Genomic DNA, 24,323 nt, shown 5'->3' with positions numbered 1-24,323 from the left:
ACTGGCATGGGTTAAATACCTACATATCAGCTCTCGACTAATCGATCTCAATCTGTTAGGATAGATTGCAGCCACTCATTTGGAGAGGTGCCCGAGTGGTTTAAGGGAACGGTCTTGAAAACCGTCGTGTCAGCAATGGCACCGAGGGTTCGAATCCCTCCCTCTCCGCCATAGAAAATACCCCCGTTTAGGGGGTATTTTCTATGGCAAACATGAGTTCTACGTTTAGTCAAAGTAGAGATTGTGCAATTCACGAGAAGTCTACTGAAGGATCAGTGACTCCTTGATTTAAACGTTCGTTCCACCACCCCCAACGCCAGGAACGAAGCTACCAATGACAAAGTTGATGATCGCATAGGCCATAATGGCAATAATAAGACCTACAATGGCGTAAAGAATCGTGTTTTTGGCTGTGGTAATGTTGGTCGAATTACCACCAGAGACGACATAGCGAAGACCACCAATGACGATCATAATAACAGAGATAGCTCCGACGGCAAAAAGCATGACGTTGGTTATTGTTGTAAAAATACCAGCACTTCCGAAAAGATCGACTGCTTGGTTTGCCCCACGGGCTGAGTTTGCGCCGTCAATGATAGAAAGGCTAAAGGCAAAACTTGTAGGAGCGAAAACAAGGCTTGCTAGAGTGGCAACCGCGAGACTGAATGTCGGTATGAGGGCAGTCAATTTACGCATCATAATCTTCTCCCATGGTTTTAGACCATATAAATAGATTATAGCAAAAAATGATCAAAAAGTCTATGTCCCCCCTCTGTAATGTGCTACAATGAGTCAGCTAGTGAGGCGTACGTCGTACGCGTTTCTAGTTTTCAGTCCGGCATGGAGGAGTACCCAAGTGGCTGAAGGGGACGGTTTGCTAAATCGTTAGTTCGGGGAGACCTGAAGCGGGAGTTCGAATCTCCCCTCCTCCGCCAAGCCAAGTAGACGACTGTTACGGTCGTCTTTTTGGTATACTTTCTGTATGCCTCACAATTATTCAATCGAAGAACAAGAAAATATATTTTCTGAGTTTTGGAATAGGTTTAGCGCGCAGATTATCTCGGGAGACGGGGTCGCTGATTCGGAACTAACTTCTCGACATATCACTACGATAATACGACTACCCGTCAATGTAGCAACAACGATAAGCAATGAGTGTAAAGATATCGGTCTTTTTGATTATCACTATCCTACTCAAGACATTCATCTTACCTTAATAAATTTGGATAAACTACTAGGAAATCACAAAGATGTTGATTGGGATAAGCTTGGTCGGCGTATCTCTGACGAGATAGAAAATCTTCCTCATATGAAGTTCTCAGTTAAGGGTATTGGAGTCTTTCCTACGACAGTCTTTGCACAAGTATATGATACAAATAGCATGTTAGAGCTGTATCGTGTGAGTATCATCAAGGGTGTGAAGTCTTACCTAGCTATGGACGATACCACTGATGAGATACGAGCGGTAGTGCCTGGCGCTACATTCGCTAACATCGTTCGCTTTAAGGATAAACCAGATTCCAAGCTAGTAGAGTCAATTAGGAAGATGCACGGGTATGATTTTGGTGAGTCCGACCCTGTGAGTTTTGAAGTAGTTACAACAGATAGGCTACTCTCTAAGGGCGGTACTATCGTGCATAATATTATCAAGCTGCAGTAGACGTCTGACCTTTGAGTAGTCCCCAATCAAATACTTTACGAGAGTAAGGTATTTTTGTTTGTTTATAATACGAAAGATAGCTAGAGCGGTCGTCTCGCGGTTAGTTAAAGGCACTTGACTCAAATGTGATTAGTATATACAATAGTAACTACTATGAGTAACTATACTGCTACGGTTATAAAAACAGGAAATTCTTATGCACTTCGTGTGCCAAAAAAATATGTAGATGATGCGCAGCTTGAGTTGGGACAGAAGGCTACTATTCAGCTGCCAACTCCACAGCTAAAACAAAATCACGAACGAGTACAGAGTCTGCTCCAACAGCTCCAAGAGATTGGTGCTTATAAGGATATTGAGGATCCAGCCGCTTGGCAGCGCGAGGTTCGCAAGGATCGTTCTCTACCAGGAAGGGAATAATTCAAATGATTATTCTTGATACAAACGTATTCATTTATCTAGCAAATGGTGCACTTGCGCGCCATTTAGTCGCTAAAATTGACATCGCCCATGCGAGTATAACTAAAATTGAGGCACTGGGATTCTCGACCATACCTGCTAATGAGCTATTGTTGCTCAATGCATTATTTAGTGAGTCCTACGATCTCGATCTTACTGATTCTGTTGTTGAACGCGCTATTACACTTCGTCAGGCAAAACGAATGAGTCTGGGCGATTCGATTATAGCAGCCACGGCACTGGAGCATAATCTTGAACTCTGGACCGCAAATGTCGATGACTTTCGTCACATTGAAGATTTAAAGCTCGTTAACCCTTTGGATTAAAACTTAACCTGCTACAATGATTGTTCTAACCTCGTAGACAATTCCCCGCCAAACATAAACGCTATGATCTGTCATGGCGTTTATGTTTCTCAGTTAATAGTATTAACTTACAACATCTATCGATAACAATTGGGTGATAAAGCCCGGCTCTTGAGAATATTAACAGATAAGATTACTATTAGGTGAATAGACTTCAACCACTTAGCTTATAAGGAAAGATTATTATGGCGCCAGTAGCAAATTTATCGATGGACATTAATGGAAATGACGTTAATGTAACAAAGATTAATGGAGAAGATTACATATGTCTTACGGATATGTCAAAAAGCTATGGCTCTGAACGTGCTGTAGAGAGTTGGCTGCGTAATAAAAATACGGTTGAATTTTTAGGCGTATGGGAGAGTTTTAATAATCCAGAGTTTAATTCCCACGAATTCGTGGGAATTAAAAATCAGGCAGGGGCTAATAGATTCAATATTTCTGTCAAGGAGTGGGTTGCGGCTACTAACGCAAAGGGTATTATAGCTAAAACTGGCCGCTACGGCGGAACTTATGCCCATAAAGACATAACCTTCGAATTTGGTACCTGGCTTAGCCCAGAGTTTAAGTTGTTGATAATAACTGAATTCCAAAGATTAAAGGCAAAAGAACAACAACTTATTGAATGGGATTCACGAAGATACCTTTCAAGGGTTAATTATCAGCTTCACACAGATTCAATTAAAGAGCATTTACTTCCCTCTCTTGGGGAAGGCGCGTTAAAGCAGTACGTTTATGTTACAGAAGCGGACATGCTAAATCGATTGGTATTTGGGCAAACAGCGACAGAATGGCGTAAGTCAACCCCCAAATTAGCAACAGGGCAAAGAATCAGAGAGATCACGCTTCGTCTCAGCAGCTAATTATTATGGCTAATTTAGAAAGTTTAAATTCTTTTCTCATTGGTCAAAAAATTTCTCAAAGTGAGCGCTTGGATACTCTGGCTAAAGAGTCGATTCGTCAGTACGAGTCTCTAATTAAGCTTGACGACGCAGAAAATGACCAAAACAATAAAGCAATTGAATGAGGTTGACTGTTAGTACGATATTACATGTCTGTTAATGTATTTCTAACCTCGTAGACAATTCCCCGCCAAGCCAAGTAGACGACTAATGCGATCGTCTTTTTGGTATACTGAGCTTTATGAGCGAAATACTTGATGTAGTGAATGAGTATGACGAGGTCATAGGACAAGCCGAACGAGACGAGGTTCATCGTTTAGGATTGGTGTGTCGTTTAGTGTACGTATGTTTCTATACGCCGAACGGAGAGATTATTCTGCAAAAACGAAGTGATACAAAAAAGAATGATGCAGGAAAACTGACCACTACAGTTAGTGGTCATGTTGCAAGTGGTCAGGACTATCTTGAGGCCGCAGCTAGAGAAACTCTTGAGGAGTCTGGCGTAGAGGTTGAATCGAGTGATTTGGTGAGCTTGGGTGTCGTGAGGGTTGACTATGTTCAAGGTGCGTATTTGAGCAATGCAATGCGAGGACTCTTCGCCTACAGGTTTGACGGAAGCGTTAATAAACTTAAGGTTGAGGATACAGATGGAGCTGGCTTCGTCAAACTATCGATTGAAGAATTAGAGAAACAACTTGGCTCGGAGCCTGGTAAGTTCGCAACGGTACTTACTGACAGGGTTGGAAGAGACTTAGTCCAGGGGACTAGGAAGCTGCTCGAAGCTCGGTATTAGACTAACCTCCTTCTAACCTCATAGATAATAATCTCCTGCCAAGCATAAGTACTATGTGAAACGTGATGTTTTTGTTTTACGTATAAGTCGCAAATTTCAGTGTTTGGACTTTGTGTTATTTTTGTAGATTCCCGACCCAAGCGATACGAAGGCAATAATAAATAAAAGCGACATCGCGTAAGAATATATGTCCAATTGTCTTGAGATAAATTCTTCACCACAATACCAAGCTAGCACGACTGCGCCAGTTGCAATTCCAGCCGCTATCTTCCACGGTTTACTTTTTAGCTTAATTGCTCGCACATAAAGTGACACTGTACCAAGAACTATCAGCGTACCGACTATCAGATGTGCCCAAATAAGCCATTGTCCATGCATAAATTCCCAGTTTTGCCCAATTGATTTTCCTTCAGGGAATGGGACAAAAGATTCGCTGCCATACCAAGAGCATATTGAATTATTAAAAGAGCTATCAGTCCAATCGCATGCCTGTCAATTCTACTTACTGATGTTTTGTCCATGACACTCCATAATAGCAAACTGTGTATAGCGTGAAAGCAACTCACGTCTAGCCTCGTAGATGATCCCCCGTCAAGAAAATAGACCAGACACATTGTCTGGCCTATTTTCTTTTGACTTTATACGAGTTTTTGTCCTCAAAAACAAGATAGTATAAATACTTAAAAGTGAATAACCGCCCAACCCATATAGTCGGGCGGTTATTCACCTACTTCAGACTGATGGGTTGAACGGTCTTCTCACGCCTTCGCGCATTGCGCGAAGCGTGTCGGACCATGTCGGCGTGACGATCAGATCAGTCGTTTGCGACAGTTCGGCCTGTGGGCCGAAGAGATATCTCAAATCAACGATTCCATCCATGTACGCCAAGACATCAGCGCGGTCATCGACGAAATCAGTCAAACCAAGCCTTGCAGCGATCGGAGCCTTGTCGGCTCGGTGGAGGCAGAAATTCAGATTCGACTCCTGGAAACCCGTCTGAGAGAAGAATCCGTTACCTGCGAGCCACAGACGGGTCTTATACTCGATCACCTCCCCACACTTGGATATGATGAAGATGTTTTCAGCGCCGTACCACCGCACCAGTGTCGCGACCGCCTCGAACGAACCCGGAACGGAACTTGTCTTCATGAAATTGTCGGTACGGAATGATGTGTCTGTACCGTCGTTCTTCTGTGAGTCCGTCAGGACGCCACCGACATCTAGCCCAACCTTCCTGGGCATGTGATCACACTCCTCTATCGTGAGTGTTATCAACTATATCATGTATTCAGATATGAGCAAAAAATATACTAACGAGGCAGAATATTATAATTTTGCGAAAAGACATACGAAACTATTTCAATAGGCTCAACAAAAAAGCAAAAAATAATTGAACTAAATATGCTCATGCTATACTAAACGTATGCAACCAGATCGGAATCCTTCAGAGTGGCAGCAGCCACATGAAACTATCCCACAGGAGCCTCCTGTTAATAGTGGTCTTACTGTGCCACCTCCTGTACAGACACAACCTGTCGTTACCTTAACGCCAGAAGAGTTACCTCCGGCAAACATCGAGCAAATCGCAGCGCAACCCGTTACTATGTCTACTCCTTCCGATCCTGTCCAGAACTCTCAATCCACTGAATCGCCACAGAGTGATGAAATGGAGCCGATACGATGGCAGGCTCACGAATACATCCATCATGAAAAAGACATCAGCTGGTTCGTTGTTTTTAGTATTGTTCTAGTTGTGCTGATGGGTGTAGCTATCTTTTGGATGCAATCAATTTCGTTTGCTATTCTAGTGCCGGTTATGGCCGCGGCGTTACTCGTGTACTCACACCGTCCTCCTCGGCTTCTCGACTACACATTGAGTCGCCAAGGTCTTCATGTTAACGATAAGCTTTACCCTTTTGCTGAGTTTAAATCTTTCGGTGTGATTCATGACGGTCAGGAATATTCAGTTATGCTCATTCCCACAAAACGTTTTCGTGCGGGTGTCTCAGTGTACTTCCCGGAAGAAGCTGGCGAAGCCATCGTAGATATGCTCGGTGCTCGCCTGCCTATGCAAGAATTGCACTTGGATCTTATCGATAGAATAATTCGTAAACTTCGTCTCTAATCTTGCTTCTTTAGAGGGGGCCGTGGTACAATAGCCGATGTTCACTGCTCTTTTGGGCAGTCGAAAGCACCTTCTAGTTACACGAAAAGCGGCGCCATGCACGTTTTTGTGTGTGACACCGCATTTTGCACCCGTAGCTCAGCTGGATAGAGCGTCGGCTTGCGGAGCCGAAGGCCATAGGTTCAAATCCTGTCGGGTGTACCAAGAAAAAAGACTCATCGTTTGATGGGTCTTTTTTCTTGGTGACGGCTACTGTTTTATAAAATTTTTGGAAAACGGCTGTAACTACGGCGCGAAGTCGTCTAAATTATTTCTTTTCCTATGTACGTGAGCTGTCAAAAGGTTGCGTATCTTGTTGGTTGGAAGAGTCCCGTAGCTGGCTCGGCGTTTGTGGTTCAGCAAAATCTTGTGGACGCATCATACCCCAAATCATAATAAACACGACGAAGGCGATAAAGAGAAGGGAGAGGACGGTGCTGATAATGCCAGTAACGAGGCCGGCGATCGCGAGTCCGCGTCCTGCTAGCTTTCGCTTGAGCGCAAGAGCGCCAGTGATAATGGCCGGTATGCCCAGTAGCAAACCTGGGCCTGTCATAGAGACAATTCCGAGGACGAGCGAAGCAATGGCTAGACCACTTTCTTGTGATGGTTGAGCAGTACTGATGGTATGTTGTTTTTGTTCGGTCATAATAATTCCTCCTGGCGGAGAGAGAGGGATTCGAACCCTCGGAACCGTTGCCGGCTCACCGCTTTTCGAGAGCGGCCAATTCAACCACTCTTGCATCTCTCCAGACAATACGATTATACCAGATGTAGCAGAGGAGAGAATGAAAAATACGCCTGTCGTATACTAGAGATATGGAAGACTCAATTTTTACCAGAATAGTCAAAGGAGAAATTCCTTCGCACAGAATCTATGAAGACGAGAAGACTTTTGCATTCTTAGATATCCATCCTATTAACCCTGGTCACACGCTTGTAATACCTAAGACCCAGGTTCAGTTTGTGTGGGATCTCACGGATGAAGACTACGCAGCTGTGATGGAGACGGCTAAAAGGGTGGCTCTTCGGCTACGTAGTGTACTGGGTGCTACCTATGTTGGCGAGCAGATTGTTGGTATTGATGTACCACACGCCCACGTACAGCTTATTCCCTTTAATGCAGTGGCAGAATATAGACAAGTGCAGGATATGGAATCGGAGCCTGATCATGTCGCGTTGGCTGCTATGGCGGAGAAAATACGGTTTTAGTGGCTATCAAAATTATCGCTATCGGTAAAAAACACGAACCTTGGGTAGAGGCGGGAATCTCACGCTATGAGACGCGTTTGAAGCGTCCGTTCTTAACCGAATGGATACTTTTGCCACACTCCGCTCGCGAGGGTCTCGTAGCGCGTCAGGACGAGTCTGGGCGCATACTGACGCGCCTTAAACCTGACGATTATGTTGTACTACTCGACGAGCGGGGCAAGCTAGTTGACTCCCCTGCCCTTGCCCGATTATTGCTACAGTCGCTAGAGACTTCAAAAACGGTGGTAATCATTATCGGGGGTGCATATGGAGTTGATGAAACTGTTCACGATCGAGCAGACGTCGTATGGTCGCTTTCTCCTCTCGTCTTCCCCCATCAGCTAGTGCGTCTTATACTGACTGAACAGCTCTATAGAGCGCAGGAGATAGCAGCGGGCCACCCGTACCATCACGAATAGGACACCAAATTGACAATCTATAAAACTTATGTTATATTGAGAATGTATCTCAATAAAAACAAACATATAGCATTTATGATCTCCAATATTGTCAACATCTCTGCCGTCGTTATTAGTCTCGTTACTGCGAGTGGTATCTTTCTGCACGATACACGCGTTGACAGGGCTGCAACGACAGCTATTACTCTTCCAGCTGAGATAGTAGCCGACGCAACATCAAACGACAAACTTATGAACTGGGACGCACACACCCACGTGGAGCGTATGACATTTTCACAGACGGTGCGCGATTTACAGGGTTCCAACCCACGTATTCAACCTCGAAGTGACGATAAGAAGCATATGTTGCCAAACCGCGTCGCACGCGGCTATCATCCCTTTGATAGCTACAATCTCCCTCTGGTTTAGGGGGGAGATTTCTCTTAGCTTAGGACAGATAGTTCGGCCTCGAGCCGGTCGATCAGTTCTTTTTTCATCTCGAGTTGTTTACGCGACTCTTCTACAAGATGTTCAGGAGCTTTTTTCACGTAGCTTTCGTTTGCGAGGCGACCTTCGAGAGTGTTTACGAAAGCGCGAGTCTCCGCAAGGCGTGTTTCGAGGTTTGACTGATGCTCGTAAAGGGTTTCCTCGTTAAGATCGAGCCAGGCTTCGCGACCAGAAGCTGCAAGACGTAGGCCGCGTGGAGTGTCGATAGGCTGGATGTCTTTAAGGCGTGCCAGGTGCTTAATTAAGGCAGCGTTATCAGCTACTAGTGCATCATTTTGATACAGCATAACGTAACGCTCGTTACCAGGTAGCTCACTCATGACGTAACGGGCTTCAACGACAAGGTTTTGCAGGCGTGAGAACTCTGCAGCAGCGATATCATCAAACGCATGCGTGTCAGGCCACGCTGTAGTGACGAGTAGATCTTGATGCCAGCTGAGGGATTGCCAGATAGTTTCGGTGACAAATGGAGCGTACGGATGAGCGATTTTAAGGCTGATATCGAGAACGTAGGCGAGCATATCGAGGTTCTCTTCGATTTTACTTGCCTCAATAAACCAGTCGGCAACGTCATCCCAGACGGCGTGGTAAATCGTCTCCCCTGCCTCGGCAAAACGGTAGCTCTCGATCTGTTGCGCCGTCTCTTCGGCTGCTTGATTAAGCTGACGTATAATCCAGTGATCAGCCATGCTCTTAGGCTCGATAGCACGTGGCTGGTAGTTATCCCCTAGTTTGTCTTCGATGAAACGAGCAATGTTCCATAGCTTATTGCAGAAGTTGCGGCCGGCCATTACTTTACTAGTAGCAAAGGCCTGATTTTGACCTGCACTTCTTGAGGCGGTAATACCAAGGCGAAGAGCATCGGAGCCGTACTCTGCAACGAGTTCCATTGGGTTGATAACATTTCCCTTGCTTTTGCTCATTTTTTGACCATGTTGGTCGAGTACCATGCCGTGAAGGTAGACATCCTTAAATGGCGCCTTGCCAGTGCGGTAGAGGCCAAGCATTATCATCTTTGCAACCCAGGCGTATAGGATGTCATGCCCTGTTTCCATGACGCTGTTTGGGTAAAAGCGGGACATCGGACCGTTTGCGAGATAATCAGTGGTGATGTATGGCCATTGGCCGCTAGAGAACCATGTATCGAATGTGTCTTCATCTCGTAAGTATGTTGCATCATTTACAACGATAGTTTTCTCATCGACTCGATTGTCAAAGATCCAATCGTCAGGATCGTTAACGTTTTGGAAGGCTGGGATCGGAATGCCCCAAGGAATCTGGCGACTTAGGTTCCAATCGCGGAGACTTTCATAGTACTGAATCAGGGCAGCTTTCCTTGTTGCTGGAGTGAAGTTGATTTCGCCACTTTTAACAGCTTCGATCGCACGAGCAGCGAGCGGTTTTACGGATAGGAACCACTGGTCTTTAAGAAATGGTTGAATAATACTGCCACACTTGTAGCAGTGACCGACGGCGTGTTCGATATCTTCTTCGCCGCGACTAAGTTCGGCAGCTTCTAGAGCGCCTAGGACACGTTTACGAGCGGTTTCGATATCGAGACCCATAAACTGTTCTGGTGTGTTGATCATTTTACCTTGGTGGTCGATGACTTGGATACGCTCTAGCTTATGGCGCTCCCCCATTTCAAAATCATTAGGGTCATGTGCAGGAGTAACCTTAACGGCTCCTGTGCCAAATGTAGGGTCGACGTACTCGTCAGCGATAATTGGAATCTCGCGGTCAGTAAGCGGAAGCATGACGTGCTTCCCTATCAGGTCTTTGTAGCGCGCGTCGTCTGGATGAACAGCAATCGCAACATCACCGAACATTGTCTCAGGACGTGTGGTGGCGATGATGATTTCGCCGATCTTGTCCATCATGGGGTATGCAATCTTCCAGAGCTTACCTTTTTCGTTTTTGTGCTCCACCTCTATATCGGCAAAACTTGTTTGGTGAACGGTACAATAGTTGACAATCCGTTCGCCACGGTAAATAAGCTTTTCTTCCCATAGCTTCTTGAATGTTTCAAAGACAGTATCGATAACTTTTTCATCGAGCGTAAATACGAGGTCTTTCCAACTGGCACTTACCCCTAGCGCTCGTAGTTGGAGCTCCATATTGCCTCTGTTTTGTTCGACGAAGTTCCATACCTGGCTATAGAGCTGCTCGCGTGAAAAGTCGAAACGACTTTGACCTTTTTTAGCGAGTTCTCTCTCATACACAACCCAAGTTTCAAAACCGGCATGATCGGCTCCTGGGATGTAGGCAACATCCTTACCTGTCATGCGGTGATAGCGAATAAGAATGTCCTCAACCGCCCCCATAAGTGCGTGTCCTAAGTGTAGGTTCCCGTTCGCATTTGGCGGCGGCATAACGATACTGTAAGGCTCGCCCTTCCCTGTTGGGGCAAAAGCATCCGCTTCTTCCCACATAGCGTAAATATTTGGCTCATATTGATTTGGGTCGTAGATCTTGGATAGCTTCATAAGGGTGCTTTCGATTGATATTTACACGTGAAAAAAGAGCACAAACTATAACCTTCGTTTTCTTGTGAAAACGTGGATATTGTGTCCTCCAATGTTTTTCCTCGCGTGTTTGTTTCACTTATCAGTATACCATATTTTTACAGTGTATAATTGAGAATATGACATCGGTAGACACTTGCGAGCGACAGGAAGAATGGGACGAGGAAGTCCTGACACGGAATGGCCATCCACTCCAACTTTGGGGGTGGGGAGAAGTAAAAGCGGCACATAACTGGCGGGTAAGCAGAGTCTTTGTGAAGGAAGACGACAAGATCATTGGCGCGGCACAGTTGTTGATTCGTAAACTTCCATTTCCATTTAAAGCATTAGTATATGTACCCCGAGGGCCTGTAGCAGCAGAAGAGGTAAGGGAAGTAGTACTTGATACTTTGGCTGAATATGTAAAAGATATTTATGGCGCTGTAGCAATCTCTGTGGAGCCCGACTGGGAAAAGATGCCATCAGCGAAAGGGTGGATCCAAACTTCTAATACGATTCTTATCCCACGTACTCTTATTCTTGACCTAACCAAAACAGAAGATGAGCTGCTCGCGGATATGGCCAAAAAGACTCGACAGTATATTCGAAAATCGGGCAGTGAGTCTATTGATGTGCGTAGGGTAAAGAATAGGGAAGAGCTTGACGGATGTCTAACTATCTATAAACAGACTGCAGAGCGTGCTGGTTTCGGTATTCATAGTGATAAGTATTATCATGACATCTACGAAAAAATGGACGATTTTTCACCTGTCTTTGCAGCGTTCTCTGAAGGGAAGCCGATCGCATTCTTATGGCTCGCCATTAGTCAAGAAACGGCGTTCGAGCTTTATGGTGGTATGAATGATGATGGACAGCAGCTACGTGCTAACTATGCACTCAAATGGCACGTAGTCCAGACGATGAAAAAGTGGGGGATCGAGCGCTACGACTTCAACGGTCTCTTGAATGATGGTGTCAGCACTTTTAAACAAGGCTTTGCTTCGCATGAGGATATGTTGGCGGGTTCTTATGACAAGCCGCTCTCACCCCTTTACTCGGTATGGACAAAAGCATTGCCGGCAGGCAAGAAAGTACTCCAAAAACTTAAAAATCGTTGATTTTTAAACAACGAATATAAAAAGGAAACCTCATATATTGAAAGGTTTTCTTTTTATTAGGACTTAGTCTACGATTTATTCCAGGCTGTCTTGGCCATGGAGACGCTAGGAATCACTTCAAAATCGTAGGGATCTACAGGTTCTTTAACCTGTGCGTAGTAGTAACCGAGGGTTGCGATCATCGCGGCATTATCAGTACAAAGTGACATTGGAGCATATTCGATGGAAATAGGAATGCGAGCGGTCAACTGCAACCTCAGCTCTTGATTGGCTGCGACTCCACCTGCAATAACAACAGACTTTGGCAAGTATGCATCATAGGCCTTCTCTGTCTTATCAACAAGCGTTTCAATCGCGACATGCTGGAAACTAGCTGCAAAATCCGCTCGCTGAACGTCATTTAAGCGTGCAGGAAGCTCATGAGAGGGAAAAGTGTAATCTTCCCCTACCTCACGTTGAACAGTCCTTAGAACGGCTGTTTTGAGGCCAGAAAAACTAAAGTCATATGGGTTATGCAGACGTGCCTTTGGAAAAAGATATTTATGTGCGTTGCCTGTAGGAGCGAGCCTTGCGATTGCCGGGCCGCCAGGGTAGGGAAGACCGATGATTTTAGCTACTTTATCAAAAGCTTCACCGACGGCGTCATCTTGAGTTTGGCCAAGCAATTCATAGTCACCATGGTCCTTAAATAGCACGAGTTGTGAATGTCCACCACTGACGATAAGTGCAAGCATAGGGAATTCGGGCTGTTTAGATGGGAGAGTGAGGCCAAGATGTTCGGTTTGTTCAGTGATAAAGTTAGCGTACACATGACCTTCGACATGGTGGATGGGGTACAGCGGTTTATTTTTTGTAATGGCCAACGTGCGAGCGGCAAGGGTGCCAACAAGGAGCGAACCGACGAGTCCTGGGGCGTAGGTAACGGCAATAGCATCTATATCATCCCAAGTAAGGCTAGCGTCTCTAAGTGCTTGGTTAATGACGGGGTTTATAACCTCGATATGGCTACGTGCGGCAATCTCAGGGATGACCCCGCCGTAGTGGGCGTGAATATCTATTTGCGAATTAACGACATTACTAAGAAGTCTGCGTCCATCTTCAACGATGGATGCAGCGGTTTCATCACAACTGCTCTCGATGCCAAGTACTTTCATCTCGAAACAGTATAAAGCGCCCGTAGGTGTAAGTAAAGTGGTTCTAAAGTGTTACGGAACCTTGACGCAGGATGTCTATGACGTCTCCGCGTGGACGAATAATGGTCGAGGGTAGGGCGTCGGCAATCCGACCACCGTCAACATAAAAATCAACAGCATCGCCGAAATAGGTATACGCTTCGGCAACAGTAGTTGCCCCGGGCTTACCCGGTAGATTAGCGCTTGAAGTAATAAGTGGGCCGGTTTGCTCTAATACCCTTTTTATTCCTGGATTGGCGACAACACGCATAGCAATGTCACCTACTCCCTGATGAAGATACTCGTTGCCATTCATGATAAGTACTGCACTGAGAGGGTTGGGCCACCATCGTTTTACTTTGTCGATTTCGACCTGAGGAACTGAAAGTGATCGAAGCTGACGTGTGGTCGCGGCGATAAGCGTTCCCGGTTTTCGCTCCCGACTCTTTAATGCATACATTCTCCTTACCGCTGACTGATCGGTCGCCCTTGAAACGACGCCGTAAACGGTATCTGTGGGCATAACACCTACAGCACCTTGGTTAAGGAGGTCTATTGCTTGGTCGATAGATACAATTTTCTCGTTCATTATTTTTCTATCGTACCATAAACAACAGGGGTGGCACTATTTTTTGATAGAAGGTTGGGGCTCAAGCTCAAGAGCGTAGAGTGCGATAGCCATAAACACGAGGCTGACGTCACGGAACGTGATAGATAGGAGAGCTGGGTCGAGGATAACAATACCCCCGAGCATGGCTGCTGCTACAAGGGCTGCATACGTTAGTCGCCAACTACTTAATAGCCAAACGGCTAAAATTAGCTCAAGACTCGAGAAAATAGGAAGGATAGTTGTACCTGGAACGATATTTCGGATAACTTGAGGTAGGTATCCTATCCAGTCATTTGGAGATACAAACGCTGCGAGGCTTGCGTAGAAAAACGCAAACGCCAGTCCGATTCTGAGTATCAGTGAGACGATTCTTTTTTGGTCGAACGTTGTCTTCATATTATTGAATCGTTATGCTACCTTCATCGCTTGGGTTTAGGTGGTTATGATAGCTGAACGTTCCTTTCTTAGTGACCGTAAAGGTGACGGTCTGACCGATTGGAACAGCACCAATATTTAGGTCAGTATCGTCGGTGTGTGCGGGGTGAGGACCTGAGTCCATTTGAAGTTCCTGTGACGATGTATTTTTAACAGCGACAATATCACCCGACTTAACGGTCGTTGAACTTGGCGTAAAGCCACTTGCACTGTAGGTGATTGTGGCCGCAGCTGTTTGGTTGCCGGAGTTGGCTGTACTTGAAGAGGTTGTGGGGGTCTTTTGCATGGCGATATATGCTCCTAACGCTAAGGCGATGACGATGATAGCTCCTACGATCCACATGATTTTTTTGTTCATACTATAGAGCCTTCTTTCGTAGTTTTGTTGGGTGACTAAGTGTCTCGTAGCGAGGCGTGGAAGTGGTGGCAAAAATATGACGTATAACCATGCCACTGCCAAGAAGCCCGATCGCAATAATGGTGAGGATATTCACAATAGGAATAATAAGCAGAATCGAAACAATCAGTACTCCCGTTAGCATGACAACAAATGGGTGCTGAGCTGAGCGCATAAAGACTAGGCGGCCAGTGTAATAGCTGGCAAGCACGCCACTAATCAGCATAATGATTATCCAGGCAAACAGAAGAGTGAGCCCAACAAACACACCGATGACAGTCATAAAACTGGCAATAATAAGGACCGGCGCACCAATACAGGCAGCAAGGCCAATAAGTATGGTTGTGCCAGGCTTAGTGAGCGCCAGGTCAGTAAGGCTTTTAAGCTTGCGCGGGAAGAGGGCAAGGAGGGTGAATGATAGCGTAAGGAGCATGACAAGCGAGAGGATAATGCCCGGAACGGGATTCATCTCTGTTTGTTTTTGTCGTTCCTGTGGCTGTTTTTGAGTTATTGCACCAATGACGGATGCATCGGTAGCCTTTGTGAGTTGGTTGTGACTATAATAGGTAACACCGCCGCCAATCTTTGCATTAGATTGCAACTGAAGGTCATCGGTGTAGGCTTGTATGTCGCGACCAATAACACCATTAAGATTAACGGTGTTGCCGGCAGCATCAACATCACGCATAACCGCTCCATTTATGGTCGAAATATTACCAGCGGTTTGAAGGTCTTCTCCTACTTTACTACTCGCATCTACCTTGACGGTATTACCGACAAGACTAGCATTGTGGGCAATAGAGCCTGTAAGAGTGACTACCTGCCCAGCTGCGCGCACACTGCCGCTTACTGTGCCACCTATCTCTATGTTCATGCCACCGCAGATAACATCACCGTTCACCGTTGCGTTAATGGTAATATTTTGACCAGCACAGAAGACGTCACCATTGACAGTTCCGTCTACCTCTACATTATTACCCGCAATGAATAGCGTATGGTCAATTGTTTCGTTCTTCTGAACTATAACGTTATTACCGTTTATAAAATCTGCTGCGTAGGACGTTCCGGCGAATGCGAGTAGCGGAACAACCCCAAGCAGAAGCGCAAAAAGTATGATTCTTACTTTTTTCATATACGTGTGACCCCCTATGTTTATGATTTTAGTATATACGCGTTGTAGATATTGTGACAATGATTATAGCTAGACGGTGCTAAAATGAGAATATGAAACAACAGGTGGTAAAAGGGGTAAGAAAATTACTGCCGGAGACAGCAATCCGAGGGTTAGAAGAGGTGTATCGTCGAGGGCGCGTGCAACTTATTAGTGCAAAGTACGGTTATCCAGCAAAGAACCTCAAGGTTATTGCCGTGACAGGCACGAATGGTAAAACTACCACATGTAATTACTTAAATGAGATCTTAAAAGAAGCTGGTTATAAGACAGCAATGTTTACGACAGCTATTATTGAGGTCTCTGGTAAGCGCAACATTAATGATCTTAATGCGACTGTAGCCACTACTGAGCGTATGCAACAGTTTTTCCGTGATGCAAAGAAAGACAAGGTTGACTATGTAGTACTAGAAATAACCAGTCATGCGCTACAACAGCACAAACTCTCTACAGTGCCTATTGAAGTGGCGGTTATGACGAATCTAACGCAAGATCATTTGGACTATCACAAGACAATGGAAAACTACGCCAGGGCAAAAGGTATTTTATTTGCGAGCGATCCAAAGTTCATTGTGTTAAACCGTGACGACGAATGGTTTGATTTTTTTGACAAATACAAAGCATCGGCTCAGAAGATCACCTATGGCGAGAACCAAGAGGCGGAGGCGAGAATCGACCGCACAAAACTTTACAAAAAAGGTAGTGAGGCAACGATTGTTATCGATCATCAGACTAAAATTGAGCTGGCGACAGCACTTCCTGGTAAGTTCAATATCTACAACATGACAGCGGCGGCTTCTGCGGCCTACCTGCTCGGGGTGAGTGTTAATGACATTGTTGAAGGTATCGCCAATCTAGAGGGTGTGCCTGGACGTTTTGAGCGCGTCGTAGAGGGTAAAGGGTTCGATGTTATCGTTGATTACGCTCATACACCCGATGCGCTTGATAAGTTGCTTGAGTCGGCAAAAACCATTACCAAAAACCGTATTATATTGGTGTTCGGTGCAACAGGTGATCGGGATAAGGGAAAACGACCAATTATGGGTGGGATCGCAGCAAAGTATGCAGACAGGATCGTCCTGACGGACGATGAAAGTTATAGCGAAGATCCACAATCAATTCGCGATCAGGTTCGTGAGGGTGTAGAACAAGCTGGTGGATCGATTAAACTCACGGAGTTGGGTGACCGACGCGAGGCAATTGCCAAGGCGCTTTCGATCGCTATGAAGGGCGACACGGTGCTTATTACGGGTATGGGCCATGAACAATTCCGTATTGTGAATGGTGAACGTCTTCCATGGAATGACGGTGACGTGGTACGTGAAATCATGGCTAAAAAATAACTAGTAATAACTGTCGTGGTGAAGTGTGTAGTGAAGGCGAAGTGCAACTCGTTCGCCTAGCTTCTCCCAGAGTGAGTAGAGCGTTGGGTTAATAACTACATCGTAAGCGCCAATGTAATCAGTAACTTCTTTATTGAAACTTGTCTTAAATCGTCCTATGCCATAGTGCGGGTGATCGGAGTTATTGATTTGACTAGATGGTGGAGCGCCACAAAGATCGTGAATAATCGCTCCGCGCTCTTTTGCCCATGTAATAACTTCCCACTGCAAGAGGTGGCTCGCACCATAGGCGGTACGTTCTCGCACCGAGGCCCCATCTTTATAGGTGCTTTTTTTACCGAATATAAGAGCGAACGCGCCGGCAACCGGTTTATTCTCAAAATAAGCAAAAAATAATTGTCCAAGATTAGCTTCGGCATATCGCTTCCAAAAGCGAATATAATATTCCTTGTCACGTATGTTAAACGAATCAGCGGCCGTTTCGGCGAGCAAGTTATACATGATGTCGCAATTTTCATCAGTAGCCTCGACACGTTTTGTAATGACACCGTCGCGTTCAGCACGGTGAATGGCGTGGCGACCCTTTTGGTTGAGGTGAGCCATAACTGTGTCTAGATCTGGCGAAATATCAAGCGTAACAGTAGAGAAGTTTGGCTGGATTGGACGCACGCGCTTTAGACCTAGCTTCATAAGATCTGCGAGCGTCTCTTCTTTTTTCAGGAGCTCCGGCTCTATTTTGATGGCAAATACCCCATTTTTTTGCGCGAAGTTTCTAAGTGCAGGCAGAAGGTCGTCCAGCTGTCGGATGGTTGAAACGCCCGGGCCTTTAGGTAGATACCATAACTTCGAAAATCCAAACGGACGTTTCTCTAGTACGGTAATAGCAGTGTTACCAGCCATGATAAAACGGGGTGTCCATCTACCGAGTCTCTTTTGCTGTGCAAATTCATAACTCTGGAACACGTTGCCATGATCTGGGTTTGAGAGAATATGTGCATCCCAATCTTCAATTTGGTCTGGTGAGGCGAAATGTATGGTCATTACCTGTATTGTACAAGATGTATGAAAACAAGAAAACTAACCAGCATAAAGCTGCGCTAAATTGTAGAGTTGGGGTTGTTTTTCTATTTGAAATGCTACACACTAGATACAAATGAGTGAAGAACTGATAAGTGCATACGATATTCGCGGTACAGAAGAGACGGGCCTCACAGTTGAGTGCGCTTGGAATGTTGGTAAGGCACTTGCCGACTGGCTCCCAACTATCGGAAACGTCGTGGTTGTTTACCAGCCAAACCAAAAACATATTGCTGATGCTGTTGTTGAAGGTTTACGTCTTCAGGGTAGAAGCGTGGTGGATGGTGGTGCCGGCGACCGAGAAGCCGCTAAAACATACATTTCTACGGGCGGGCTTTCTGGAGCTGCAGTTGTGGGTTATGATGATCTTGAAAAAGTTAATACAATCGAACTCTACCGTGAAGATGCTAAACTGATTGACCTGGAAAACGGTCTTAAGCGAATTCGCGATGTTGTTTTGGCTGGTAACTTCGTTCCAGCTGCTACCAAAGGCGAACTGTTGAAGATTGCATAGAAGATAAAACAACAAAAAATTAGCACTCGCTGCTTGCAAGTGCTAATTTTTTTATTTACAATGAAGTTACGTAAGTAAAACGGAGGAAATTTCATGAGTACACCTATTAAACCTCTGGCGGATCGTGTCGTTTCGGTTCGAGAAGTTGCAAAGACGCAAACGGCAAGTGGTATTTATCTACCAGATAACGCAAAAGAGAAACCGGTCATGGCTGAAGTTAAAGCTGTCGGGCCGGATGTCAAAGGTATAAAAGTAGGCGATAAAATCATCTACAAAGAATATTCAACCACTGAGCTTAAAATTGATGGTACTGAATATCTGATTGTTAAAGAGGAAGACGTACTAGCTACTGTTTAACGAATATTAAGAGAATCGAACTAAATCTATATAGTGAGGTTTTTGTGAATAAAAGTAAGAGGAGTAGAAATGGCTAAAAAAGTTTTTTACGATGAAGATGCGCGCGCTCGCGTACTTGGCGGAGCGAAAGCGCTCTATGATGCAGTAAAAGTAACCTACGGGCCAAAGGGTCGCAATGTTGTTATCGCTAAAGGTTACGGTGGTCCAACAGTAACGCATGACGGCGTGACGGTCGCTGAAAGTGTTGATCTGCCAGAGAATGATGATGAAACGCTTGGCTACAAAGTAGGTGCAGAACTTATTAAGCAGGCTGCGAGCAAGCTTAATAAGGTGGCAGGTGACGGAACAACTACTGTGACCGTTCTTATCTATAACATCCTTAAAGAAGCAAACCGTCTGATTGCAGCTGGCCACAACCCGCAAGAGCTTCGTAAGGGTATTGAGGCTGCAGGCAGCGAGATTGTAAAACAGCTTGACGCATTGGCGGAGAGCATTGAAGGCAAAAAAGACCGCGTCGCTGAAGTTGCGACGATCAGTGCTGGCGATGCTAGTATCGGTAAGCTTATTGCCGACGTGATTGCTAAGATTGGTAAAGATGGCGTGGTAACGGTAGAGGCTGGCCAGGGTCTAGAGATGGAAGCTGAAGTCGTAGAAGGCTTCAGTCTTGATCGTGGATTTGTCAGTGCGCTTTTTGCGACCGACATGAACCGTCAAGAAGCTGTATATGAGAAACCAGCAGTTCTTATTACTGATAAAAAGATCTCAAGCGTACAAGAGTTCTTGCCGATGCTTGAAAAACTCGCGCAGGCAGGTAAGAAAGACCTTGTTCTTATTGCCGATGACATTGAAGGCGAGGCGCTAAGCGTGCTTGTACTCAACAAGCTGAAGGGTGTCTTTAATACTGTAGCCGTTAAGGCTCCAGCTTTTGGCGACCGCCGCAAAGAAATCCTCGAAGATATCGCGATTCTAACAGGTGCAACAGTTATTAGCGAGGATCGGGGTATTACATTTGAAAGTGCTGAACTCGATGTGCTTGGTAGTGCTCGCAAGGTGATCGTTGGTAAAGACGAAACGACCATTATTGAGGGTGCTGGCGACGCAAAAGAAGTAAAAGCACGTATCGCGCAAATTCACACCCAGGCTGAGAATGCCTCAAGTGAATACGACAAAGAACAGTACGAAAAGCGCGCAGCAGCGCTAAGCGGTAAGGTTGCTGTTATTAAAGTTGGTGGTGCCAGTGAAACTGAAATCGATGAAAAGAAGTTCCGTGTCGATGATGCTGTTGCTGCAACAAAAGCAGCACTTGCCGAAGGAATTGTAGCTGGTGGTGGTGTGACACTCGTTAACCTTTCTATGGGGATTGTTGCTGATGGTGCCGATAGTATCAGTGCTGGACGTCAAATCCTCAAGAATGCACTCAAGCAGCCATTCCTTCAGATCATGGCTAATGCAGGTCTTAATAGCGAGGCTCTACTTGCTCAGGTAGAGTCAGCTAAGCCAGGCTTTGGTGTTAACGTAAATGCTCCTGAAAAAGGTTTGATTGATGTAAAGAAAGAGGGGGTTATCGACCCCGCTCGCGTTACTAAGGAAGCTGTCCAAAATGCTGTTTCTATTGCCTCGACAGCAGCTACTATGGGTGCGCTAGTGGTGGATGTGCCAGAGTCTGAAGCTCCCGCTGCAATGGGCGGTGGTATGCCTGGCATGGGAATGATGTAGATCGTTGACGAATAAACAAAAAACAGATCCCAAACAGGGATCTGTTTTTAGATAAACTCGCTTGGTGTGAGATCGGCCGCGGGGAAGCCGGTATGGCAACCCCGCGGCCTCAGACCGACGTCAGTGCATCTGGTTCAGCGTGTGACCCATGTCAGTGACGATCCAGTGTGGCTCGGAAGCCAGGTGCGACGAACCGAGCCGCCACCACCTGCGTGCCTGCCGTAGCAGCGCTGATGAACTTCTTGTACTGATCGAGCTTACTCACGTCTGTCCAATCGGTCTCAGGCGCCTTGTTCCGGCGTTTTATTATAAAATAAATAATATGTTATGGCAATGATTTACGAAAGTATTACTTCGTGTCATAAGACTAGTCTTTGATTACGCGCCGTATAATAGAGGCGCGAATGCTGTTCGACAGCAGTGCTCCACATTCAGAGTATCTCTCTGATTTGAATCATGTCTGTTGCATTGGTCTAAGTCCGTGGCTATTATGGTAAATAGCTATTTTGCAAATCCATTTTTTACTCTAAGAGTCAGGAGAAAATAAATATGAATATAACGTCAGATGCCTTTATAGAGATAGATGCTCCAAGTAGCGAAGTATGGCAAGCGATCACCGATCCGATAATCGTAAAAAAATGGTTCTTCGGTACCAACGTGGAATCAGACTGGAAAGTCGGCAGCCCCATTATGTTTCGAGGCGAGTGGGAGGGCAAGGCTTACGAAGACAAAGGAATAATTCAGAAGATAGAAGTGAATAAGCTGCTTTCGTATACGCACTTTAGCTCACGAACAGGACAGGCGGATGTGCCTGAAAATTATGAACTTGTTCAGTTTATTTTGTCGGGAAGAGAGGGGGGAACAACGGTGGCCATCCATGAAGAAAACCTCCCTTCTGTAGAAGCACGAGATAAGTCTCTTGGTGTATGGAGCATGATTCTTACGAACCTGAAAAAGGTGGTAGAGGGTTAGTATTTAGGCTGAAAAAGCTTCGTCAAAGCGCCTGAGCCTATTATTATATAGTGCTGCATCGCTGTTATGATGGCAGGAATGCATGTAGGGGACGTAGGCTCGCAATTCCAATAGTGTTATGAATTCTCACTCAGCCCGAGCTTCTCGTGTAGGCTTTTAAGAAACTTTGGTGCCCACCAGTTGTATACACCAAGGATTCGCATGAGAGCTGGGACGAGAGCCATACGTACAAGAAACGCATCAATTAGTATGGCGATAGCAAGCCCTACCCCAATTTCCTGCAAAACAGCGATTCTCGATGTAGCAAAAGCGGCAACTACAACGAAAAGGAGAATAGCGGCGGAGGTAATAATCGAGCCAGTTTTTTGTAATCCAGCAAGTACTGCTTCCTCAGTGTCATGAAGTTTGTCATATTGCTCTTTAATACGACTATAGAGGAAGACTGAATAGTCCATAGACAGACCAAACGCAACAGCAAAGATAAGGACTGGCTGTGTCGCATCTATTGAGCCGACGGCTGTTAAGTGCAACGCATTTGCTAAGTGACCGTCTTGAAAAATCCAAACCAGTGCACCAAACGATGCTGTTAAAGATAAGAAGTTTTGGATAAGTGCCTTGATAGGGATGACGATACTTCCAAGCATAAGGAAGAGAAGTACGAAGAGTGTACCTGCTATAATCAATAATCCGTATGGCGCATATGTGCCAATAATCGAGAGTTGATCAGCTAGTGCGGCAGATTGGCCGCCCACTTGTATTACCGCGTCGCTAGGTTGTGAAACCTTACGAATTGTTGCAACCAAATCTCGCGCTTCTTGTGAGTCGGCGTCAAAACTTTGGTTAACGGCAATGAGCGCCGTGTCGCCATGGAGTTCAGAGGCGGTTCGACCTTGCATCTCACTATTACTTTCAAAATTCGAATACATAGCCTGGTATTGACCGAGATTAGTTACATGAGGAATGTTCATAACGCTATTTACGCTATTTACGCCGGCCAACCCTTGTAATTTCTGCACGTATCCGTATAAAGAGGCTATGTTGGCTTCACTCACAGGAGAACCGTTCGTCGTGTAGACGATCGTGATTGGTGATGAGCTAAAGCTAAAATCTTGATCTAAACGTTCGCTCACTTGGCGAACGGAGCTGTCAGTCGGCAGCACCTTATAGTCGGGTAGTGAGGGTTTGATATGAAGGAATGGAGCACCCGCAAATAGCAAAATAGCAATAGCGGCGACTGCAGTTACAATCGGCCTCCCCATAAAGAATTTACCCGTCTTATACCATATACTGACTTTATCCTCGATCCGCTCACCTCTACTAGCAGCTCGATCAACTCGACGTGCTGATCCAAATGAAAGCCAGTTAATACGTCGGCCAAGTAAACGTAAGAGAGCCGGCAGCACAACGAGTGCGGCGAGCATAGCAACAATAACAGTTGATGCGCTTGCAAGTCCCATACTTCGCAAAAAGTCGAGAGGGAAGACGAGTAGTCCAAGAAGACTCATGATAACTGTTAGTCCGCTAAAGAAAACGGTTCGTCCAGCAGTATGCATCGTGATAGCCAGAGCTTTTGACGTATCGTTCTTGTGTATATGCATCTCTTCACGAAAACGACTCACAATGAGGAGCGAATAATCAACAGCCAGTCCAAGACCTACTAACGTTACAATATTCAACGCATAAGTAACGATTGAGGTAAAATCAACGAGAATTCTTAAGGCAAGAAATGCACCAAGTATTGCAAATCCACCAAGGAGTAATGGAACGAGAGCTGCAATAACTCCACGAAAAACAATAACTAATAGTACAGCAAGTATCGTGAAAGAGACGACCTCAGATACCTTAAGGTCTTTATTGATCTGCTGTGTAATCGCATTATTGATGATAGCCTTACCACCGAACGAAATATCAAGTCTATCGCTCTTTATTTTGTCTTGCAAAATGGCAGCTTCACTTGCCTGGTGGTTATCATCTCCCTTTAATCCAACAAGTACGTAGGTACTCTGCTGATCTTTGGAAAGAAACGCTGGACTTCCTGTTGTGTAGTAACTTTCCATAGACGTAACGTTGCTGTCGGACTTAAGCGTGATGAGTGATTGCTCTACCTCTGCCTGGTAGGTACCGCTCGTCGTTGATCCAATATGACCACCGCTGAACAGAATGATCATGGACGATTGACTCTTACTAAATTGCTGGTTGATTGTCGCAAGAGCTTTTGTTGATTCTGAGGTGGAACTTTCGAAACCTCCGTTACTGAGCTTACTTGTTACGCTCAATCCATAGGTAAATGACACGACTATGAATATCATGGCAAGAATAAGAATAATGCCTGCATTACGTCTACGATGGAGGCCGAGGATTTTAAACAATTAGATATCTCCTTTATGTTACGTACAAAGTCTATTGTTGTCTTTGGAAACCATCGCTATTATAGGCTACTA

At 45.4% G+C, this 24,323-nt stretch carries 28 protein-coding genes and 4 tRNA genes; 19 read left to right on the top strand and 13 right to left on the bottom strand.

From position 1 onward, the window contains the following. Window positions 1-81 precede the first annotated feature (81 nt). A tRNA-Ser gene (locus tag VLG36_00410) sits at window positions 82-171 on the top strand. Between the two features lie 117 nt (window positions 172-288). Here the strand turns inward: VLG36_00410 and VLG36_00405 are convergent. Continuing rightward, a complete protein-coding gene (locus VLG36_00405; protein ID HSW77242.1) occupies window positions 289-699 on the bottom strand; it encodes a hypothetical protein in 411 nt (136 codons plus the stop codon). A 143-nt stretch (window positions 700-842) separates the two neighbouring features. Between VLG36_00405 and VLG36_00400 the strand changes: the two genes are divergently transcribed. The 7 genes from VLG36_00400 (at window position 843) to VLG36_00370 (ending at window position 4,176) form a co-directional block, all read left to right on the top strand. Continuing rightward, window positions 843-935, top strand: a tRNA-Ser gene (locus tag VLG36_00400). A 47-nt stretch (window positions 936-982) separates the two neighbouring features. Continuing rightward, window positions 983-1,660, top strand: a complete 678-nt coding sequence (locus VLG36_00395; GenBank protein ID HSW77241.1) for a hypothetical protein — start codon at window positions 983-985, stop codon at window positions 1,658-1,660. 153 nt (window positions 1,661-1,813) lie between these two features. Further along, window positions 1,814-2,077 carry a hypothetical protein gene (locus tag VLG36_00390; GenBank protein HSW77240.1) on the top strand — a complete coding sequence of 88 codons (264 nt, stop codon included), beginning with the start codon at window positions 1,814-1,816 and terminating at the stop codon, window positions 2,075-2,077. A gap of 5 nt (window positions 2,078-2,082) precedes the next feature. After that, window positions 2,083-2,442 (top strand): type II toxin-antitoxin system VapC family toxin, encoded by a 360-nt coding sequence (locus tag VLG36_00385; GenBank protein HSW77239.1) that lies wholly within the window; start codon window positions 2,083-2,085, stop codon window positions 2,440-2,442. 224 nt (window positions 2,443-2,666) lie between these two features. Beyond that, window positions 2,667-3,344: a KilA-N domain-containing protein gene (locus tag VLG36_00380; protein ID HSW77238.1), complete on the top strand. Its 678-nt coding sequence runs from the start codon at window positions 2,667-2,669 to the stop codon at window positions 3,342-3,344. Window positions 3,345-3,349: 5 nt separating this feature from the next. Beyond that, window positions 3,350-3,508 (top strand): hypothetical protein, encoded by a 159-nt coding sequence (locus VLG36_00375; GenBank protein ID HSW77237.1) that lies wholly within the window; start codon window positions 3,350-3,352, stop codon window positions 3,506-3,508. A gap of 116 nt (window positions 3,509-3,624) precedes the next feature. Further along, window positions 3,625-4,176 carry an NUDIX domain-containing protein gene (locus VLG36_00370; protein ID HSW77236.1) on the top strand — a complete coding sequence of 184 codons (552 nt, stop codon included), beginning with the start codon at window positions 3,625-3,627 and terminating at the stop codon, window positions 4,174-4,176. 96 nt (window positions 4,177-4,272) lie between these two features. On the opposite strand, the gene VLG36_00365 is transcribed toward VLG36_00370, so the two are convergent. Together VLG36_00365 and VLG36_00360 are read right to left on the bottom strand one after the other, a co-directional pair. Continuing rightward, the gene (locus VLG36_00365; protein HSW77235.1) at window positions 4,273-4,554 is read right to left on the bottom strand and encodes a hypothetical protein; all 282 of its coding nucleotides are present in this window, start codon (window positions 4,552-4,554) and stop codon (window positions 4,273-4,275) included. A 354-nt stretch (window positions 4,555-4,908) separates the two neighbouring features. Then, on the bottom strand, window positions 4,909-5,418 hold the full coding sequence (locus VLG36_00360; protein ID HSW77234.1) for a hypothetical protein: 510 nt from the start codon (window positions 5,416-5,418) through the stop codon (window positions 4,909-4,911). A 181-nt stretch (window positions 5,419-5,599) separates the two neighbouring features. Between VLG36_00360 and VLG36_00355 the strand changes: the two genes are divergently transcribed. Next, on the top strand, window positions 5,600-6,301 hold the full coding sequence (locus VLG36_00355) for a hypothetical protein (GenBank protein HSW77233.1): 702 nt from the start codon (window positions 5,600-5,602) through the stop codon (window positions 6,299-6,301). A 127-nt stretch (window positions 6,302-6,428) separates the two neighbouring features. Then, window positions 6,429-6,505: transfer RNA gene (locus VLG36_00350), tRNA-Arg, on the top strand. Window positions 6,506-6,620: 115 nt separating this feature from the next. Here VLG36_00350 and VLG36_00345 read toward each other — a convergent pair. Both VLG36_00345 and VLG36_00340 read right to left on the bottom strand, forming a co-directional pair. Continuing rightward, entirely contained in the window at window positions 6,621-6,989 is a 369-nt protein-coding gene (locus VLG36_00345; GenBank protein ID HSW77232.1) for a DUF4190 domain-containing protein, read from the bottom strand. A 12-nt stretch (window positions 6,990-7,001) separates the two neighbouring features. After that, window positions 7,002-7,091 (bottom strand) — tRNA-Ser (locus tag VLG36_00340). Between the two features lie 68 nt (window positions 7,092-7,159). On the opposite strand from VLG36_00340, the gene VLG36_00335 reads away from it, so the two are divergent. The 3 genes from VLG36_00335 (at window position 7,160) to VLG36_00325 (ending at window position 8,418) form a co-directional block, all read left to right on the top strand. Further along, entirely contained in the window at window positions 7,160-7,552 is a 393-nt protein-coding gene (locus VLG36_00335; GenBank protein ID HSW77231.1) for an HIT domain-containing protein, read from the top strand. Then, on the top strand, window positions 7,552-8,010 hold the full coding sequence (locus VLG36_00330) for a 23S rRNA (pseudouridine(1915)-N(3))-methyltransferase RlmH (protein HSW77230.1): 459 nt from the start codon (window positions 7,552-7,554) through the stop codon (window positions 8,008-8,010). The genes VLG36_00335 and VLG36_00330 overlap by 1 nt, the downstream gene beginning before the upstream one ends. Window positions 8,011-8,085: 75 nt before the next feature. Further along, complete coding sequence (locus VLG36_00325) at window positions 8,086-8,418, top strand: hypothetical protein (protein ID HSW77229.1); 333 nt, start codon at window positions 8,086-8,088, stop codon at window positions 8,416-8,418. A 14-nt stretch (window positions 8,419-8,432) separates the two neighbouring features. Here VLG36_00325 and VLG36_00320 read toward each other — a convergent pair whose 3' ends face one another. Then, window positions 8,433-10,982, bottom strand: coding sequence for a valine--tRNA ligase (locus VLG36_00320; GenBank protein HSW77228.1), 2,550 nt, complete (start codon window positions 10,980-10,982; stop codon window positions 8,433-8,435). A gap of 158 nt (window positions 10,983-11,140) precedes the next feature. Here VLG36_00320 and VLG36_00315 point away from each other — a divergent pair, with 158 nt between their 5' ends. Then, on the top strand, window positions 11,141-12,118 hold the full coding sequence (locus tag VLG36_00315; GenBank protein HSW77227.1) for a peptidoglycan bridge formation glycyltransferase FemA/FemB family protein: 978 nt from the start codon (window positions 11,141-11,143) through the stop codon (window positions 12,116-12,118). Window positions 12,119-12,186: 68 nt separating this feature from the next. Here VLG36_00315 and tsaD read toward each other — a convergent pair whose 3' ends face one another. From tsaD to VLG36_00290, 5 genes are read right to left on the bottom strand one after another with little or no spacing between them, the layout of a single operon-like run. Further along, window positions 12,187-13,272: a tRNA (adenosine(37)-N6)-threonylcarbamoyltransferase complex transferase subunit TsaD gene (gene tsaD / locus VLG36_00310; GenBank protein HSW77226.1), complete on the bottom strand. Its 1,086-nt coding sequence runs from the start codon at window positions 13,270-13,272 to the stop codon at window positions 12,187-12,189. A 43-nt stretch (window positions 13,273-13,315) separates the two neighbouring features. Beyond that, window positions 13,316-13,879 (bottom strand): L-threonylcarbamoyladenylate synthase, encoded by a 564-nt coding sequence (locus VLG36_00305; GenBank protein HSW77225.1) that lies wholly within the window; start codon window positions 13,877-13,879, stop codon window positions 13,316-13,318. Window positions 13,880-13,915: 36 nt separating this feature from the next. Continuing rightward, window positions 13,916-14,296, bottom strand: coding sequence for a hypothetical protein (locus tag VLG36_00300; GenBank protein HSW77224.1), 381 nt, complete (start codon window positions 14,294-14,296; stop codon window positions 13,916-13,918). 1 nt (window position 14,297) lies between these two features. Beyond that, entirely contained in the window at window positions 14,298-14,693 is a 396-nt protein-coding gene (locus VLG36_00295) for a cupredoxin domain-containing protein (GenBank protein HSW77223.1), read from the bottom strand. A 1-nt stretch (window position 14,694) separates the two neighbouring features. Continuing rightward, window positions 14,695-15,864, bottom strand: a complete 1,170-nt coding sequence (locus VLG36_00290; GenBank protein ID HSW77222.1) for a polymer-forming cytoskeletal protein — start codon at window positions 15,862-15,864, stop codon at window positions 14,695-14,697. A gap of 92 nt (window positions 15,865-15,956) precedes the next feature. Between VLG36_00290 and VLG36_00285 the strand changes: the two genes are divergently transcribed. Next, a complete protein-coding gene (locus tag VLG36_00285; protein ID HSW77221.1) occupies window positions 15,957-17,246 on the top strand; it encodes a UDP-N-acetylmuramoyl-L-alanyl-D-glutamate--2,6-diaminopimelate ligase in 1,290 nt (429 codons plus the stop codon). On the opposite strand, the gene VLG36_00280 is transcribed toward VLG36_00285, so the two are convergent. Continuing rightward, window positions 17,247-18,287 (bottom strand): peptidoglycan bridge formation glycyltransferase FemA/FemB family protein, encoded by a 1,041-nt coding sequence (locus VLG36_00280; protein ID HSW77220.1) that lies wholly within the window; start codon window positions 18,285-18,287, stop codon window positions 17,247-17,249. 112 nt (window positions 18,288-18,399) lie between these two features. Here VLG36_00280 and VLG36_00275 point away from each other — a divergent pair, with 112 nt between their 5' ends. From VLG36_00275 to VLG36_00260, 4 genes are all read left to right on the top strand, one after another. Continuing rightward, window positions 18,400-18,837 carry a hypothetical protein gene (locus VLG36_00275; protein ID HSW77219.1) on the top strand — a complete coding sequence of 146 codons (438 nt, stop codon included), beginning with the start codon at window positions 18,400-18,402 and terminating at the stop codon, window positions 18,835-18,837. 93 nt (window positions 18,838-18,930) lie between these two features. Further along, a complete protein-coding gene (locus VLG36_00270) occupies window positions 18,931-19,194 on the top strand; it encodes a co-chaperone GroES (protein HSW77218.1) in 264 nt (87 codons plus the stop codon). Window positions 19,195-19,263: 69 nt separating this feature from the next. Continuing rightward, on the top strand, window positions 19,264-20,910 hold the full coding sequence (groL, locus tag VLG36_00265; protein HSW77217.1) for a chaperonin GroEL: 1,647 nt from the start codon (window positions 19,264-19,266) through the stop codon (window positions 20,908-20,910). A 549-nt stretch (window positions 20,911-21,459) separates the two neighbouring features. Further along, a complete protein-coding gene (locus tag VLG36_00260; GenBank protein HSW77216.1) occupies window positions 21,460-21,882 on the top strand; it encodes an SRPBCC family protein in 423 nt (140 codons plus the stop codon). A gap of 116 nt (window positions 21,883-21,998) precedes the next feature. On the opposite strand, the gene VLG36_00255 is transcribed toward VLG36_00260, so the two are convergent. After that, a complete protein-coding gene (locus tag VLG36_00255) occupies window positions 21,999-24,251 on the bottom strand; it encodes an MMPL family transporter (protein ID HSW77215.1) in 2,253 nt (750 codons plus the stop codon). Between the last annotated feature and the right edge of the window lie 72 nt (window positions 24,252-24,323).

This window comes from Candidatus Chromulinivoraceae bacterium, assembly GCA_035478595.1.
Classification (GTDB): domain Bacteria; phylum Patescibacteriota; class Saccharimonadia; order Saccharimonadales; family Saccharimonadaceae; genus CAMLKC01.
This window is presented reverse-complemented; position numbering and strand designations above follow the sequence as displayed.

What these genes read in the sequence shown, in the direction of transcription:
- VLG36_00375 (HSW77237.1), top strand. Translation starts at nt 3,350, where the DNA reads ATGGCTAATTTAGAAAGTTTAAATTCTTTTCTCATTGGTCAAAAAATT.
- VLG36_00380 (HSW77238.1), top strand. Translation starts at nt 2,667, where the DNA reads ATGGCGCCAGTAGCAAATTTATCGATGGACATTAATGGAAATGACGTT.
- groL (HSW77217.1), top strand. Translation starts at nt 19,264, where the DNA reads ATGGCTAAAAAAGTTTTTTACGATGAAGATGCGCGCGCTCGCGTACTT.
- VLG36_00325 (HSW77229.1), top strand. Translation starts at nt 8,086, where the DNA reads ATGATCTCCAATATTGTCAACATCTCTGCCGTCGTTATTAGTCTCGTT.
- VLG36_00260 (HSW77216.1), top strand. Translation starts at nt 21,460, where the DNA reads ATGAATATAACGTCAGATGCCTTTATAGAGATAGATGCTCCAAGTAGC.
- tsaD (HSW77226.1), bottom strand. Translation starts at nt 13,272, where the DNA reads ATGAAAGTACTTGGCATCGAGAGCAGTTGTGATGAAACCGCTGCATCC.
- VLG36_00405 (HSW77242.1), bottom strand. Translation starts at nt 699, where the DNA reads ATGATGCGTAAATTGACTGCCCTCATACCGACATTCAGTCTCGCGGTT.
- VLG36_00370 (HSW77236.1), top strand. Translation starts at nt 3,625, where the DNA reads ATGAGCGAAATACTTGATGTAGTGAATGAGTATGACGAGGTCATAGGA.
- VLG36_00365 (HSW77235.1), bottom strand. Translation starts at nt 4,554, where the DNA reads ATGCATGGACAATGGCTTATTTGGGCACATCTGATAGTCGGTACGCTG.
- VLG36_00305 (HSW77225.1), bottom strand. Translation starts at nt 13,879, where the DNA reads ATGAACGAGAAAATTGTATCTATCGACCAAGCAATAGACCTCCTTAAC.
- VLG36_00345 (HSW77232.1), bottom strand. Translation starts at nt 6,989, where the DNA reads ATGACCGAACAAAAACAACATACCATCAGTACTGCTCAACCATCACAA.
- VLG36_00300 (HSW77224.1), bottom strand. Translation starts at nt 14,296, where the DNA reads ATGAAGACAACGTTCGACCAAAAAAGAATCGTCTCACTGATACTCAGA.
- VLG36_00335 (HSW77231.1), top strand. Translation starts at nt 7,160, where the DNA reads ATGGAAGACTCAATTTTTACCAGAATAGTCAAAGGAGAAATTCCTTCG.
- VLG36_00320 (HSW77228.1), bottom strand. Translation starts at nt 10,982, where the DNA reads ATGAAGCTATCCAAGATCTACGACCCAAATCAATATGAGCCAAATATT.
- VLG36_00360 (HSW77234.1), bottom strand. Translation starts at nt 5,418, where the DNA reads ATGCCCAGGAAGGTTGGGCTAGATGTCGGTGGCGTCCTGACGGACTCA.
- VLG36_00355 (HSW77233.1), top strand. Translation starts at nt 5,600, where the DNA reads ATGCAACCAGATCGGAATCCTTCAGAGTGGCAGCAGCCACATGAAACT.
- VLG36_00395 (HSW77241.1), top strand. Translation starts at nt 983, where the DNA reads ATGCCTCACAATTATTCAATCGAAGAACAAGAAAATATATTTTCTGAG.
- VLG36_00275 (HSW77219.1), top strand. Translation starts at nt 18,400, where the DNA reads ATGAGTGAAGAACTGATAAGTGCATACGATATTCGCGGTACAGAAGAG.
- VLG36_00270 (HSW77218.1), top strand. Translation starts at nt 18,931, where the DNA reads ATGAGTACACCTATTAAACCTCTGGCGGATCGTGTCGTTTCGGTTCGA.
- VLG36_00285 (HSW77221.1), top strand. Translation starts at nt 15,957, where the DNA reads ATGAAACAACAGGTGGTAAAAGGGGTAAGAAAATTACTGCCGGAGACA.
- VLG36_00290 (HSW77222.1), bottom strand. Translation starts at nt 15,864, where the DNA reads ATGAAAAAAGTAAGAATCATACTTTTTGCGCTTCTGCTTGGGGTTGTT.
- VLG36_00280 (HSW77220.1), bottom strand. Translation starts at nt 18,287, where the DNA reads ATGACCATACATTTCGCCTCACCAGACCAAATTGAAGATTGGGATGCA.
- VLG36_00295 (HSW77223.1), bottom strand. Translation starts at nt 14,693, where the DNA reads ATGAACAAAAAAATCATGTGGATCGTAGGAGCTATCATCGTCATCGCC.
- VLG36_00315 (HSW77227.1), top strand. Translation starts at nt 11,141, where the DNA reads ATGACATCGGTAGACACTTGCGAGCGACAGGAAGAATGGGACGAGGAA.
- VLG36_00385 (HSW77239.1), top strand. Translation starts at nt 2,083, where the DNA reads ATGATTATTCTTGATACAAACGTATTCATTTATCTAGCAAATGGTGCA.
- VLG36_00390 (HSW77240.1), top strand. Translation starts at nt 1,814, where the DNA reads ATGAGTAACTATACTGCTACGGTTATAAAAACAGGAAATTCTTATGCA.